The organism is Streptomyces sp. NPDC002701 (genome assembly GCF_042889045.1).
In the GTDB taxonomy this organism is placed as follows: Bacteria; Actinomycetota; Actinomycetes; order Streptomycetales; family Streptomycetaceae; genus Streptomyces.
Genome location: NZ_JBIAQL010000014.1, coordinates 100,338 through 117,198, shown reverse-complemented (window position 1 = coordinate 117,198; position 16,861 = coordinate 100,338). Strand labels below are relative to the sequence as shown.

Genomic DNA, 16,861 nt, shown 5'->3' with positions numbered 1-16,861 from the left:
CGGGACACTCAGAACCGGTCTCACACGAGCCCGAGTTCTCCATCGATGAAGTCGAGGACCTCGTCGGCCGATGCGGATTCCAGCTTGTCCGCCACCGTGGCCCCGCCCCCCTGCTCGACGACTCCATTGCACCTGGCCACCAGGCCCTGGAGGCGCAGTGCGATACCGGACCTCATGGATTCGTCGAGGCGCACTGCACCGAGCAGCGACTCGACGTCTGCTATCCGCGCGTTCACCTGCGACAACCCGTCGTCACCGATACCGAGTTCGTCGCGCAGGTAGCGGGCGAGCACGAGCGGGGTCGGGTGGTCGAAGACGAGCGTGGCGGGCAGCTTCCGGCCGGTCACCTCGCGCAGCCTGTTGCGCAGTTCCACCGAGGTGAGCGAGTCGAACCCGACGTCCTTGAACGCGGTCTCCGCCCGGACGCCCTCCGGCCCGCTGTGCCCGAGCACCACCGCGGCCTGGGCCCGCACCAGGTCCAGGAGCACGGCCTCCTGCTCCGGCCCGGTGAGCCCGGACAGCCGGCCGAGCAGGTCGCCGTCCTTCCCGGCCGCCGCCCGCGCCTGCTGCCGCCCGGCGGGTACGAGGCCGCGCAGCAGATGCGGCACCGCGCCACCGGCCGCCGCACCGGCCCGTACGCCCCGCAGGTCCAGCTTGACCGGCACGAGCAGCGGCTCTTCGAGGGCCACCGCGGCGTCGAACAGGTCCATGCCCTCGGCGGGGTCGAGCGCGACGACTCCGTCGCGGTTCGCGCGCCGGCTCATCCGTGCCTGGTCGTCGGTGCTGAGGTGGGTGGTCATGTTGGTGGCGTGCGCCCAGGTGCCCCAGGCCAGCGAGAGTCCGTGCCGACCCGCGGCGTGGCGGCCCGCCATCAGGCCGTCGAGGTAGGCGTTGGCCGCCGCGTAGCCGGCGCTGCCCGCGCCCATGAACACGGACGAGGCGGAGGAGTAGACGACGAACGCGTCCAGGTCCAGGCCGCGGGTGAGCTCGTCGAGGTGACGTACGGCGTCCACCTTCGGCGCGAACACCCTCGCCAGGCGCTCCGGGGTCAGGGTGTCGACGAGCCCGGCCTCGAAGACACCGGCGGTGTGGACGACTCCGCGCAGGGGGTGCTCGTCGGGCATCGAGGCGAGGAGCGCCTCGACCTGCCCGCGGTCGGACACGTCACAGGCCACGACCGACACGGCCGCGCCGTGCCCGGTGAGTTCGGCGGCCAGCTCCCGTACGCCCTCGGCGTCCGGGCCCCGGCGGCTGGCCAGGACGAGGTGCCGTACGCCGTGCCGGACGACCAGGTGCCGGGTGATGAGCTCGCCCAGTGAACCGCCGCCCGAGACCAGGACGGTCCCCTGCGGCCCGAACACCGGTGCCGCGTCCACGAGTCCGGCGCCGGTGGCGCGGGCGAGGCGGGGCACGGAAAGGCGCGTCCCGCGCACCGCGAGCTGCGGCTCACCGCCGGCCAGCACCGCGGCGAGCAGGGAGTCCGGCACCCCCACGACGCCCTCGGTGTCGGCGCCGCTGTCGGTATCGGGATCAGTGTCGGTATCGGGGTTGGTGTCGGTATCGGGGTTGGTGTCGGGGTCGGTGTCGAGCAGGACGATGCGGTCGGGGTTCTCGGCCTGCGCGGCCCGCACCAGCCCCCACACCGCCGACCCGGCCGGATCGGTCACCGTGCCGTCGGCGCCGGCGGGCACCGCGCCCCGGGTCACGACGACGAGCTGCGACTCCTCCAGACCGTCCGCGGCCAGCCATGCCTGCACCACTCCCAGGACACGGGAGGTCAGCGCCAGTACGGCGTCCTCGCCCTCGCCGCCGACGGCATCCAGGAGTACCGCCGCCGGAGCCTCGGCACGTGCGGCCGCCAGGACCCCGACCTCGTCCGAGGTGCCCACCGGCACCCACGACGGCAGGGGGTGCGGTCCCCGGGCCGTGGGCAGTTCGCTCCACTCCACCTGGAACAGCGAGTCGGCGCGCGTGGTGTCCGCCGCCGTCTCCAACTGGTCGGCGGACACGGCCCGCGACACCAGCGAGTCCATCGTCACGACCAGCGCGCCGGTCTCGTCCGCCGCCTCGACCGACAGGGCGTCCGGACCGCTCGGTGCGACCCGCACGCGCAGCGCCGAGGCACCGGCGGCGTGCAGCACCAGGCCGTTCCACGCGAAGGCGAGTACCGGCTGCCCGGCCTCCCCGTCCCCGTCCGCGTCCGGTGTGTCTCCCGCGGACCCGAACGTGCCGGTCTGCAGGGCCGCGTCCAGCAGGGCGGGGTGGATCCCGAACCTGCCGGCGTCCTTGCGCTCCTCCTCGGGCAGGGAGACCTCGGCGAAGATCTCCTCGCCGCGCCGCCACACGGCGCGCACCCCCTGGAACGCCGGCCCGTAGCCGACACCGCGCTCACGCAGTTCGTCGTAGAAGGCGGCGGCATCGACCTCGACGCGCTGGGCACCCTGCGGCGGCCAGGCGGCGAAGTCGACCTCGGTCACCGGTGCCGCCGATGCCGACGCGAGCGTGCCGGTGGCGTGCCGCGTCCACGCGTCCCCGTCCCCGCCGGCGTCCGCACGCCGGGAATGGACCTCCACGGTACGTACGCCGTTCTCGCCCGGCGCTCCCACGGCGACCTGCAGTTGTACGCCGCCGTGCTGAGGCACCACGAGGGGTGCCTCGATCACCAGCTCCTCCAGCACCCCGCACCCGGCCTCGTCACCGGCCCGTACGGCCAGTTCGACGAGTCCCGTGCCCGGGAGGAGCGCCTTGCCGCCGATCGCGTGGTCGGCCAACCAGGGGTGGGACTTGAGCGACAGGCGTGAGGTGAAGACGAGCCCGTCGGAGTGCGGCAGCTCGACGACCGCGCCGAGGAGGGGGTGGTCGGTTCCGGCGAGCCCCAGCGAGGTCGCGTCGGTGACCGCCTGGGTGGACTCCAGCCAGTAGTGCTGGTGCTCGAAGGCGTACGTCGGCAGGTCGAGCCGCGCCGACGTGGCTCCGGCCGGAAGCACGCCGGTCCAGTCCACCGATACGCCCCGGACGAACAGCTCCGCCATCGAGGCCAGCAGCCGACGCAGACCGCCGTCCTCACGGCGCAGCGAGCCGGTGACCACCGTACTGACGTTGCTGTCGCTGCCGTCGATGATCTCGGTGATCGGCTGCATCAGCACCGGATGGGCGCTGACCTCGACGAACGTACCGTGGCCCTCGCGGATCAGCTCGGCGACAGCCGGGCCGAAACCGACCTGGCCGCGCAGGTTGCGATACCAGTACCCGCCGTCCAGAACACCGGCGTCCCCGACCCAACCGCCCGTGACGGTCGAGTAGAACGGGATGGTCGGTGCCTGAGCCTCGATACCGGCCAGGGTCTCGGCGAGGGCCTCGCGGATGTCCTCGACATGGCGGGTGTGGGACGCGTAGTCCACCGCCACCCGACGCACGCGGACACCATCAGCGGCCAGGGCTGCCAGAGCCTCGTCCAGGGCTTCGGCGTCACCGGCGACGACCACCGAGGACGGACCGTTGACGGCCGCCACCTCGACGCGGTCCTCCCACCGCAACAGACGGGCGTCGGCTTCACTCTCGTTGAGAGCAACCGAAGCCATGCCACCACGCCCGGCAAGCTGTTCGGCGATGGCCTGGCTGCGCAACGCCACCACCCGCGCCGCGTCCTCCAGCGACAGCGCACCCGACACACACGCGGCGGCGATCTCGCCCTGGGAGTGGCCCAGCACCGCGTCGGGCTCGACACCCACGGACGACCACACCGCAGCCAAGCCCACCATCACGGCGAAGCTGGCCGGTTGCAGCACATCGACCCGCTCCAGCAGCTCGGCATCGGCCTCGCCTCGCAGCACGTCGAGGAGCGGCCAGTCGATCCACGGCTCAAGCGCCGTCGCACACTCCGCGATCCGCTCCGCGAACACCGGCGACGCATCGAGCAACTCCCGGCCCATACCCGCCCACTGCGAGCCCTGCCCCGGGAACACCCACACCACCTTGCCCGGCGCACCTGATCCGGCACTGCCGGACACCAGATGCGTACTGCTCTCACCACGCGCCAGCGCCCCCAGCCCGCTCAGCGCCTCTTCGTCCGACCCGGCCACCACCACCGCGCGCTCGCCCAGCACCGCCCGGCCGGACGCCAGCGCCCCGGCCACGCCCGTCAGTGCCACCTCGTCGGCGTCTTCGACGAACGCCGCGAGCCGTTCCGCCTGCCCGGCCAGCGAACCCTCGCTGCGCGCCGAGACGACCAACGGCACCACACTCGCGGACACCGACGGCCGCTGTGCCTGCCCTTCGCCGTCGGGCGCCTCGGCGGCGGGCGCCTCCTCCAGGATCAGGTGCGCGTTCGTGCCGCTGACGCCGAACGAGGAGACACCGGCCCGGCGCGGACGGCCGTCGCTCGGCCACTCCCGTGCCTCGGTCAGCAGCTCGACCGCGCCCGCCGACCAGTCCACCTGCGAGGTCGGCGCGTCGACGTGCAGGGTGGGCGGCAGGACACCGTGCCGCAGCGCCTGCACCATCTTGATGACACTGCCGACGCCCGCGGCGGCCTGCGTGTGTCCGATGTTCGACTTCAACGAGCCGAGCCACAACGGCTGTTGGGGATCACGGTCGCGGCCGTACGTGGCCAGCAGCGCCTGCGCCTCGATCGGGTCACCCAGGGCCGTACCCGTCCCGTGGGCCTCCACCACGTCCACGTCCGCCGGGGACAGCCCCGCGTCGGCCAGCGCCTTGCGGACCACCCGCTGCTGCGAGGGTCCGTTGGGCGCGGTCAGGCCGTTGGACGCGCCGTCCTGGTTGACCGCACTGCCCCGCAGCACCGCGAGTACCTTGTGCCCGCGCTCCCTCGCCACGGACAGGCGCTCCAGGACCACGACACCCACACCCTCGGCCAGGCCCATCCCGTCCGCGCCGTCCGCGAACGCCTTGCAGCGCCCGTCCTCGGCCAGGCCCCGCTGGCGCGAGAACGCCACGAAGTTGCCGGGTGTCGCCATCACCATCGCGCCGCCGGCCAGGGCCATCGAGCACTCGCCCTGCCGCAGCGCCTGCGCGGCCAGGTGGATGGCCACCAGGGACGAGGAGCAGGCCGTGTCGAGGGACACCGCGGGGCCCTCGAAGCCGAAGACGTAGGACACCCGGCCCGACGCCACGCTGGAGGACGCTCCCGTGCCCGCGAAGCCTTCCGACTCCGGGGTCACCACGCCGGCACTGGCCCCGTACCCCTGGCCGGAGACGCCGGAGTACACGCCGACGTCGGCGCCCTTGAGCGAGAGCGGGTCGATGCCGGCCCGCTCGACCGCTTCCCAGGAGGTCTCCAGGAGCAGCCGCTGGTGCGGGTCCATCGCGAGGGCCTCGCGGGGCGAGATCCCGAAGAAGCCCGCGTCGAAGAGGCCCGCGCCGCGCAGGAAGCCGCCCTGGGTGACGTACGAGGTGCCCGCGTGGTCGGGGTCGGCGTCGAACAGCCCTTCGAGGTCCCAGCCCCGGTCCTCGGGGAAGCCGGAGACGGCGTCGACGCCGTCGGCGACCAGCCGCCACAGGTCGTCCGGCGAGGTCACGCCACCCGGGTAGCGGCACGCCATGGAGACGATGGCGATCGGCTCGCGCGCCTGTTCCTGGACCTCGCGCAGCTGCTTGCGGGCAGCGCGGGCATCGGCGATGGCCCTCTTCAGATAGTCGCGGAGTTGTGCCTCGTCAGCCACTGGATTCAACCCCCAGGGAGTGGATGTGTGCGATGGCCATGGGCGGGTCCCGCACCGCTGCGCGGCGCCCTCGTCTGTGCGGTGCTTACGTCCGTACGGTGCTGCCGTGCCTGCGGTGCCTCGTCCGTGTGCTGGCGTGCGTGCGGCGCCTTCGTCCGTGCGGTGCCGTGCGGGTCGGGCCCGGGTGGGCACGACCCGCACGGGTGTGTGTCAGTCGCGCTGGTCGACCAGCGCGAACAGCTCCTCGTCGCTGGCGGTCTCCAGGTCCTCGTCCGACGTGTCCGGACCGCCCTGGCCCCCGCCGTGGCCGCCCGCGGCCTCCGCCGCTTCCAGCAGCTCCCGCAGGCGGAGGGTGATCCGGTCGCGGGCCCCCTCGTCCGGTGCGGCGGACTCGATGGCCGCCTCCAGTCCGGCGAGACCGGCGAGCACCGCGTCGGCGGGAGACCCCTCGTCGACGGCCAGCTCCTCCCGCAGATAGCCCGCGAGGGCCTGCGGGGTCGGGTGGTCGAAGACCAGCGTGGCGGGGAGCTTCAGACCGGTCGCCTCGCGCAGGCGGTTGCGCAGTTCCACCGAGGTGAGCGAGTCGAAGCCGGCCTCGTTGAACGCCGTCTCCACCCGGACGTTCTCCGGTCCGCTGTGGCCGAGGACGACCGCGGCCTGAGCCCGTACCACGTCGAGGAGCAGCGCCGTCTGCTTCGCGGCGGACAGGCCGACCAGCCGGTCGGAGAGCTGTCGCTGCTCGCCGCCACCGGCGGCCGTCCGCGCCGACTGCCGGCCCGCGGGGACGAGGCCGCGCAGCAGGTGCGGCACCCCGCCGCCCGCCGTCGCGTCGGCGCGTACGGCCCGCAGGTCCAGCCTCGCCGGAACGAGCAGCGTCTGCCCGGTCCGCAGTGCGGCGTCGAACAGGTCCATGCCCTCGGCGGAGCGCAGGGCGTGGACTCCGCCGCGCCCCTCCCGCCGGCCCATGCGCGTCCTGGTGAGGTCGTCGATGGTGTCGGCCATGCCGGTGATCTGCTCCCACGGCCCCCAGGCCAGGGAGAGCCCGGGCAGGCCCGCCGCCCGGCGGTGTGCCATCAGGCCGTCCAGGTAGGCGTTGGCCGCCGCGTAGCCGCCGCTGCCCGCACCCATGAACACGGACGAGGCGGAGGAGTAGACGACGAACGCGTCCAGGTCCAGATCGCGCGTGAGCTCGTCGAGGTGCCGTACGGCGTCGACCTTCGGCGCGAACACGCCGGCGAGGCGGTCCGGGGTCAGTGCCCCGATCACCCCGGGATCGAACACGCCTGCCGTGTGCACGACACCGCGCAGCGGGTGCTCGTCGGGCACCGAGGCGAGCAGTGCCTCGACCTGCCCGCGGTCGGACACGTCACAGGCCACGACCGACACGGCCGCCCCCGCTTCGGTGAGCTCCGCGGCCAGCTCCCGCGCGCCCTCGGCGTCCGGGCCGCGACGGCTGGCCAGGACCAGACTCCGTACGCCGTACCTGGCCACCAGGTGCCGGGCCGCCAGACCACCCAGCGAGCCACCGCCCGAGACCAGGACGGTCCCCTGCGGCCCGAACACCGGTGCCGCGTCCACGAGTCCGGCGTCGGCGGCACGGGCGAGGCGGGGTACGGAGAGAGCCGTGCCGCGCACCGCGAGCTGCGGCTCGCCGCCGGCCAGCACCGTGGCGAGCAGGGAGTCCAGCACCTGCTCCACACCGCCCTCGGCGTCGGGGTCGGTGTCGAGCAGGACGACGCGGTCGGGGTTCTCCGACTGCGCGGCACGCACCAGCCCCCACACCGCGGACCCGGCCGGGTCGGTCACCGTGCCGTCGGCGCCGGCGGCCACCGCGCCCCGGGTCAGCACCACGAGGCGCGACTCCTCCACGCCGGGCGCGGTCAGCCACGCCTGCGTCACCTCCAGGACCCGGGAGGTCAGCTCCAGTACGGCACCTTCCCCTTCACCGCCGACGGCTTCCAGGACCGCCACCGCCGGTACGCCGCCACTCGCCGTCAGGACCGCCATGTCGTCGGCGCTCGTCACCGGCAGCCACGGCGGCGCGGGCTCCGTCACCCGGGCCGGAGGCAGTTCGGTCCACTCCACCGCGAACAGCGAGTCGCGGCCGTCCTGCGCCGCCGTGGCACCGAGCTGCTCGATGGACACCGCCCGCATCACCAGCGAGTCCATCGTCAGGACCGGGTTGCCCGTCTCGTCGGCCGCGGCGACGGACAGCGCGTCCGGGCCGTTCGGCGCGACCCGTACGCGCAGCGCCGAGGCGCCCGCCGCGTGCAGCACCAGGCCGTTCCACGCGAACGGCATCACCGGCTGCCCCGCTTCCTCCTCCGGCGTGTCCGCGGCGACGGCGAACGTCCCCGCCTGCAGGGCCGCGTCCAGCAGCGCGGGGTGGACACCGAAGTTCCCGGCCACCGCTCGCTCCTCGTCGAGCAGGGCGACCTCGGCGAAGAGTTCCCCGCCGCGCCGCCAGACCGCGCGTACGCCCTGGAAGACGGGCCCGTACGCGTATCCGCGTTCGAGCAGTCCCGCGTACAGGTCGTCGGTGTCGAGATCCACCTGCTGGGCGCCGGACGGCGGCCACGCGGCGAAGTCGAACCCGTCGGCGCCGGCGTCCGGCCGGACCGCGGGGGCCACCGTGCCGGTGGCGTGCCGTGTCCACACGTCCCCGTCGCCGCCGATGGCGTCCTCGGGCTGGGAGTAGATCTCCACGGTCCGCGAGCCGTTCTCGGCCGGGCCGCCCACGGCGACCTGGACCCGCACCCCGCCCTGCTCCGGCACGATCAGCGGCGCCTCGGTCACCAGCTCTTCCAGCACTCCGCACCCGGCCTCGTCACCGGCCCGGACCGCCAGCTCCACCAGGCCCGTACCGGGGAGGAGCACCAGACCACCGACGACGTGATCACCCAGCCAGGGGTGGGACTTCAGCGACAGGCGCGAGGTGAAGACCAGCCCGTCGGACTGCGGCAGCCGCACCACCGCGCCGAGCAGCGGATGGTCGGCCGCCGTCTGCCCCAGCGACGCCGCGTCTGTGACGGCCTGTGCCGTGTGCAGCCAGTAGTGCTGGTGGTCGAAGGCGTACGTCGGCAGGTCCACGCCCGCCGCAGCGGCACCGGCTCCCACCGGAAGCACCCCGCTCCAATCCACGGGTACGCCCCGCACGAACAGCTCCGCCATCGAGGCCAGCAGGCGACGCAGGCCACCGTCCTCACGGCGCAGCGAGCCGGTGACCACTGTGCTGACATTGCTGTCGCCGTCGTCGATGATCTCGGTGATCGGCTGGACCAGCACCGGGTGCGCGCTGACCTCGACGAACGTCCTGTGGTCCTGGTCGATCAGTTCGGTCACGGCGGGGCCGAAGCCGACCTGGCCGCGAAGGTTGCGGTACCAGTACCCGCCGTCCAGGACACCGGCGTCCCCGACCCAACCGCCCGTGACCGTCGAGTAGAACGGCACCATCGGTGCCTGAGCCTCGATGCCGGCCAGCGTGTCGGCGAGGGTGTCGCGGATGTCCTCGACATGGCGGGTGTGCGAGGCGTAGTCCACCGCCACCCGACGCACGCGGACACCATCAGCGGCCAGGGCTGCCAGAGCCTCGTCCAGGGCTTCGGCGTCACCGGCGACGACCACCGAGGACGGGCCGTTGACGGCCGCCACCTCGACCCGGTTCTCCCAGCGGACCAACCGTGCGACGGCTTCACCTTCGCTCAGCGCCACCGACGCCATACCGCCACGCCCGGCAAGCTGCTCGGCGATGGCCTGACTGCGCAGCGCCACCACCCGCGCCGCATCCTCCAGCGACAGCGCTCCCGAGACACACGCGGCCGCGATCTCACCCTGCGAGTGGCCGACCACGGCATCCGGCAGCACACCCACCGACGACCACACCGCCGCAAGGCCCACCATCACGGCGAAGCTCGCGGGCTGGAGCACATCGACCCGCTCCAACAGACCGGGGTCCGCCTCGCCGCGCAGGACGTCGACCAGGGACCAGTCGATCCACGGCTCAAGCGCCGCCGCACACTGCGCGATCCGCTCCGCGAACACCGGCGACGTATCCAGCAACTCCCGACCCATACCCGCCCACTGCGAGCCCTGCCCCGGGAACACCCACACCACCTTGCCCGGCGCACCTGACCCGGCACTGCCGACGACGACACCCGGCGCGCTCTCACCCCGCGCCAGCGCCCCCAGCCCGCTCAGCGCTTCTTCGCCCGACCCGGCCACCACCACCGCACGCTCACCCAGCACTCCACGGCTGGACACCAACGCCCCGGCCACACCCGTCAGCGAGACCTCGTCGGCGCCTTCGACGAACGCCGCGAGCCGACCCGCCTGCCCCGCCAGCGAACCCTCACTGCGCGCCGACACCACCAACGGCACCGCACCCGCGGACACCGGCGGCACCACAGCACCCGACACCGGCGACCCGTCCGCGACCGGCGTCTGGGCGTCGTCGTCCGGCACCTCTTCGAGGATCAGGTGCGCGTTCGTGCCGCTGACGCCGAACGAGGAGACACCGGCCCGGCGCGGACGGCCGTCGCGCGGCCACTCCCGTGCCTCGGTCAGCAGCTCCACCGCGCCGGCCGACCAGTCGACCTGGGACGAGGGCTGTCGCGCGTGCAAGGTGGGCGGCAGCACGCCGTGCCGCAGTGCCTGCACCATCTTGATGACGCTTGCCACGCCCGCGGCGGCCTGCGCATGGCCGATGTTCGACTTCAACGAGCCGAGCCACAGCGGTCGTTGGGGATCGCGGTCGCGGCCGTACGTGGCCAGCAGGGCTTGTGCCTCGATCGGGTCACCCAGAGCCGTACCCGTCCCATGACCCTCCACGACGTCCACGTCAGCCGGCGACAGGCCCGCGCCCGCCAGGGCCCGCCGGATCACGCGCTGCTGCGAGGGTCCGTTGGGGGCGGTGAGGCCGTTGGACGCGCCGTCCTGGTTGACCGCGCTGCTGCGCAGGACTGCCAGGACCTTGTGTCCGCGCTCCCGGGCCACCGACAGGCGCTCCAGGACCACGACACCCACACCTTCGGACAGGCCCATCCCGTCCGCGCCGTCCGCGAACGCCTTGCAGCGGCCGTCGCCGGCCAGGCCGCGCTGGCGCGAGAAGGCCATGAAGGTGGCGGGCGTCGCCATCACCATCGCGCCGCCGGCCAGCGCCATCGAGCACTCGCCCTGCCGCAGCGCCTGTCCGGCCAGGTGCATCGCCACCAGCGACGACGAGCACGCGGTGTCCACCGACACCGCCGGGCCCTCGAAGCCGAACACGTACGACACCCGGCCCGACGCCACGCTCGACGCCAGCCCCGTACCCGCGAAGCCCTCCACCTCCGGGGCGATCTCACCGGTCGCGTAGCCCTGGCCGGAGACGCCGGAGTACACGCCGACGTCCGTGCCCTTGAGCGAGGCCGGGTCGATGCCCGCGCCTTCCAGCGCTTCCCAGGAGGTCTCCAGGAGCAGCCGCTGCTGCGGGTCCATGGCGAGGGCCTCACGCGGCGAGATCCCGAAGAAGCCCGCGTCGAAGAGGCCCGCGCCGCGCAGGAAGCCGCCCTGGCTGGTGTACGAGGTGCCCGCGTGGTCGGGGTCGGCGTCGAACAGCCCTTCAAGGTCCCAGCCCCGGTCCTCGGGGAAGCCGGAGACGGCGTCGACGCCGTCGGCGACCAGCCTCCACAGGTCGTCCGGCGAGGACACACCGCCCGGATAGCGGCACGCCATCCCGACGATGGCGAGCGGTTCGTTCGTGTCGGCCGCGACGGCCGGGACGGCCGCGGGCGCCTGCGACCCGGGTGCCGTCACCTCACCGAACTCCTCGCGCAGATAGCGGGCGAGGGCCTGCGGGGAGGGATAGTCGAAGACGAGCGTGGGCGGAAGCTTCAGACCGGTCGCCTCGCGGAGCCGGTTGCGCAGTTCCACCGAGGTGAGTGAGTCGAATCCGGCGTCCTTGAACGCGGTCTCCGCCCGGACGCCGCCCGGTTCGGTGTGGCCGAGGACGACCGCGGCCTGGGCCCGCACCAGGTCGAGGAGGAGCGCTTCCTGCTCGGCGGGGGCGAGTCCGGCCAGCCGGTCGGACAGCCGGCCGCTCTCCTCGGCGGCACTCGCCGCCCGGGCCTGCTGCCGGCCGGTCCGTACGAGCCCGCGCAGCAGGTACGGGACCGCCGCGCCCGCCGACGCGTCGGCCCGCACGGTCCGCAGGTCCAGCTTGACCGGCACCAGCAGGGCCCGCTCGGAGCCGAGAGCGGCGTCGAACAGGTCCATGCCCTCGGCCGCCGAGATCTCCAGCACTCCGCTGCGACTCGCCCGCGCCTGGTCGACGGCGCTGAGGTGGCCGGCCATGCCGAGCGACTGCTCCCACAGGCCCCAGGCCAGAGAGATGCCGGGCAGCCCCGCCGCCCGGCGACCGCTCATCGCGCCGTCCAGGTAGGCGTTCGCCGCGGAGTAGTTGCCCTGGCCGGCACCGCCGGACAGGCCCGCGACGGAGGAGAACACGACGAACGCGTCCAGGTCCAGGCCGCGGGTGAGCTCGTCGAGATGGCGTACGGCGTCCACCTTCGGCGCGAACACCCCGGCGAGCCGTTCCGGCGTCAGGTCCCCGATCAGCCCGTCGTCGAACACCCCGGCCGTATGGACGACTCCGCGCAGGGGGTGCTCGTCGGGCACCGAGGCGAGGAGCGCCTCGACCTGCCCGCGGTCGGACACGTCACAGGCCACGACGGACACGGCCGCACCTTGTTCCGTGAGTTCCGCGACCAACTCCCGTACGCCCTCGGCGTCCGGGCCCCGGCGACTGGCCAGGACCAGGTGCCGTACGCCGTGCCGGGAGACCAGATGCCGCGCGACGACGGCACCCAGCGACCCGGCACCCGAGACCAGAACCGTCCCCTCATCTCCCCCACGTGCGAACACCGCGGCCGCGTCCGTGCCGTGGCCGGTGGCGCGGGCGAGTCGGGGCACCGACAGGGCCGCACCACGGACGGCGACCTGCGGCTCCCCGGCGGCCATCACCGAGCCGAGGACCGAGTCGAGGACCGAATCCACAGCGGCCTCGGCAGCGGGATCGGTGTCCAGGAGGACGACGCGGTCCGGGCTCTCCGACTGGGCGGCGCGCACCAGACCCCACACCGCCGCTCCGGCCGGGTCGGTCACCACGCCGTCACCCGCCGGCACCGCACCCCGGGTCGCCACCACCAGCCGCGACTCGTCGAGGCCGTCGGCGGTCAGCCACGCCTGCAGCACCGCGAGGACGCCGGAGGTCAGGGCGAGCACCGCGTCGGGTCCCTCGCCCCCGACGGCTTCCAGGACCGCCACCGCCGGTACGCCGACGCTCGCGGACAGGGCCGCCACGTCGTCGGGGGTCGCGATCGGCACCCACGACGGGGGGAACTCGGTCCCCTGGGGCAGCTCGCTCCACTCCAGCTGGAACAGCGCGTTGGCGACCGCCGTGTCCACCGGCGTCTCCAACTGGTCGGCGGACACCGCCCGGGACACCAGCGAGTCCAGTGTCACCACCGGGGCGCCGGCCTCGTCGGCCGCCTGGACCGACAGCGCGTCCGGGCCGTTCGGTGCGATCCGCACCCGCAGCGCCGAGGCACCGGCGGCGTGCAGCACCAGCCCGTTCCACGCGAAGGCCAGCACCGGCTGCCCGGAGTCGGCAGCCTCCGCGCCCGCCGCGGTCCCGATGGTGCCGGCCTGCAGCGCGGCGTCAAGGAGCGCGGGATGGATACCGAAGCCTCCGGCCTCCTTGCGCTGTTCGTCGGGCAGGGCGACCTCGGCGAAGACCTCCTCGCCGCGCCGCCACACGGCCCGTACGCCCTGGAACGCCGGGCCGTAGCCGTAGCCGCGCTCGACCAGGTCGCCGTAGAAGTCACCGACCTCGACGGGCTCCGCGCCGGGCGGCGGCCAGGCCGCGAAGTCCACCTCGGTCACCGGCGCCGACGATGCCGCCGCCAGGGTGCCGGTGGCGTGCCGCGTCCAGGTGTCCCCGTCGCCGGGAGCGTCCTCACGCTGGGAGTAGACCTCCACGGTCCGCGAACCGTTCCCGCCGGGCGCGCCCACGGCGACCTGCACGCGCACCCCGCCATGCTGCGGCACGACGAGCGGTGCCTCGATCACCAGCTCTTCCAGTACTCCGCACCCGGCCTCGTCACCGGCCCGTACGGCCAACTCCACCAAGCCCGTACCGGGGAGGATGACGACACCGCCGACGGCGTGATCGCCCAGCCAGGGCTGCGCCTTCAGCGACAGCCGTGAGGTGAAGACGAGCCCGTCGGACTGCGGCAGCCGCACCACGGCGCCGAGCAGCGGATGGTCGGCCGCCGCCTGCCCCAGTGACGCCGCGTCCGTCGCCGGCCCGGTCTCCTGCAACCAGTAGTGCTGGTGCTCGAAGGCGTACGTCGGCAGGTCGAGCCGCGCCGACGTGGCTCCGGCCGGGAGCACGCCGGTCCAGTCGACGGGTACGCCCCGGACGAACAGCTCCGCCATCGAGGCCAGCAGGCGTCGCAGGCCACCGTCCTCACGGCGCAGCGAGCCGGTCACCACCGTGCTGACACTCGTGTCGCTGTCGTCGATGACCTCGGTGATCGGCTGGACCAGCACCGGGTGGGCGCTGACCTCGACGAACGTCCTGTGGTCCTGGTCGATCAGCTCGGTCACGGCAGGGCCGAAGCCGACCTGGCCGCGCAGGTTGCGGTACCAGTACCCGCCGTCCAGAACACCGGCGTCCCCGACCCAACCGCCCGTGACAGTGGAGTAGAAGGGGATGGTCGGGGCCTGGGCCTCGATGCCGGCCAGGGTGTCGGCGAGGGCCTCGCGGATGTCCTCGACATGGCGGGTGTGGGACGCGTAATCCACAGCGACCCGCCGTACGCGGACCCCGTTGGCCGCCAGGGCTTCGAGAGCCTCGTCCAGGGCTTCGGCGTCACCAGCGACGACCACCGAGGACGGGCCGTTGACGGCCGCCACCTCGACCCGGTCCTCCCACCGCACCAACCGCGCGACGGCTTCAGCTTCACTCAGCGCCACCGAGGCCATACCGCCACGCCCGGCAAGCTGTTCGGCGATGGCCTGGCTGCGCAGCGCCACCACCCGCGCCGCGTCCTCCAGCGACAGCGCACCGGACACGCACGCGGCGGCGATCTCACCCTGGGAGTGACCCAGCACCGCGTCAGGACGGACCCCGACCGAGGACCACACCGCCGCAAGGCCCACCATCACGGCGAAGCTCGCGGGCTGGAGCACATCGACCCGCTCCAGTACCTCCGAGTCCGCCTCACCCCGCAGCACGTCGATGAGCGACCAGTCGATCCACGGCTCAAGCGCCGCCGCACACTGCGCGATCCGCTCCGCGAACACCGGCGACCTTTCCAACAACTCCCGGCCCATACCCGCCCACTGCGAGCCCTGCCCCGGGAACACCCACACCACCTTGCCCGGCGCCCCGGCGTCGGCACTGCCCACGACGACACCCGGCGCACTCTCACCGCGCGCCAGCGCCCCCAGCCCGGCGAGTGCCTCGGCATCCGTGCCCGCCACCACCACCGCACGTTCGCCCAGCACCGCCCGGCCGGACACCAACGCCCCGGCCACGCCCGCCAGTGACACCTCATCGGCGCCTTCGACGAACGCCGCGAGCCGCTCCGCCTGCCCCGCCAGCGAACCCGCACTGCGCGTCGACACCACCAACGGCACCACACCTGCGGACACCGACGGCCGCTGTGCCTGCCCTTCGCCGTCGGACGTCTCCTCGTCTGATGACGTCTCCTCGGCGGGCGCTTCTTCCAGGATCAGGTGTGCGTTCGTGCCGCTGACCCCGAACGCGGACACACCGGCCCGGCGCGGACGGCCCTCGCTCGGCCACTCCCGTGCCTCCGTCAGCAGTTCCACCGCGCCGGCCGACCAGTCGACCCGGGCCGTCGGCGCGTCCACGTGCAGCGTGGGCGGCATGACACCGTGCCGCAGCGCCTGCACCATCTTGATCACACCGGCCACACCCGCGGCGGCCTGCGTGTGCCCGACGTTCGACTTCAACGACCCCAGCCACAACGGCCGCTGCGGGTCACGGTCGCGGCCGTACGTGGCCAGCAGCGCCTGCGCCTCGATCGGATCGCCGAGGACCGTACCGGTTCCGTGCCCCTCCACGAGGTCCACGTCCGCCGGGGAGAGTCCCGCGTTCGCCAGTGCGCCGCGGATCACGCGCTGCTGCGAGGGCCCGTTGGGCGCGGTCAGGCCGTTGGACGCGCCGTCCTGGTTGACCGCGCTGCCCCGCAGCACCGCCAGGATCCTGTGTCCCCGCTCCTTCGCCACGGACAGGCGCTCCAGGACGACCACGCCGACGCCCTCGGCCCAGCCGGTGCCGTCCGCGCCGTCCGCGTACGCCTTGCAGCGGCCGTCCTCCGCCAGACCCCGCTGGCGGGAGAACTCCACGAACGCGCCGGGGTTGGCCATGACCGTCGCGCCGCCCGCCAGTGCCATCGAGCACTCGCCCTGCCGCAGCGCCTGCGCCGCCAGGTGCATCGCCACCAGCGACGACGAGCACGCCGAGTCGATCGTCACGGCGGGGCCCTCGAACCCGAAGACGTACGACACCCGGCCCGACGCCACACTCGTCGAGCCGCCCGTGCCCGCGAAGCCCTCCAGCTCCGGTGTGACCACGCTGGCGCCGGGCGCGACATAGCCCTGGCCGAACACCCCGGAGAAGACGCCGACATCGGCGCCCTTCAGCGACACCGGGTCGATGCCCGCGCTCTCCATGGCCTCCCAGGACGTCTCCAGGAGGAGCCGCTGCTGCGGGTCCATGGCGAGGGCCTCACGCGGCGAGATCCCGAAGAACCCGGCGTCGAAAAGGCCCGCCTCGTGGAGGAAGCCGCCCTGATCGGTGTAGGTGGTGCCCGCTCGGTCCGGGTCGGCGTCGAACAGCCCTTCCAGATCCCAGCCGCGATCCTGGGGGAACCCCGACACCGCGTCGCGGCCGTCACGCACCAGGCGCCACAGGTCGTCCGGACCCGCCACCCCGCCGGGGAGGCGGCATGCCATGCCCACCACGGCCACCGGCTCGCGGGAGGCGTCCATGAGACGGCGGTTGCGCTTCTTCAGCGAACCGACCTCTTCCAGCGACTTCCGCAGCGCCTCGACGACCTTTTCATACGACGCACTCACGTTGAGTTCCCCAATCCTTCAGCGTTTTCGCA

At 73.6% G+C, this 16,861-nt stretch carries 1 protein-coding gene and 1 pseudogene; both read right to left on the bottom strand.

Features of this window, described 5'->3' with window-relative positions:
* Nucleotides 1-20: 20 nt before the first annotated feature.
* Nucleotides 21-5,675, bottom strand: a pseudogene (locus ACFYXC_RS29500) (beta-ketoacyl synthase N-terminal-like domain-containing protein); the annotation flags it as partial.
* Nucleotides 5,676-5,891: 216 nt separating this feature from the next.
* On the bottom strand, nt 5,892-16,844 hold the full coding sequence (locus tag ACFYXC_RS29495; protein ID WP_389555059.1) for a type I polyketide synthase: 10,953 nt from the start codon (nt 16,842-16,844) through the stop codon (nt 5,892-5,894).
* Nucleotides 16,845-16,861 lie beyond the last annotated feature (17 nt).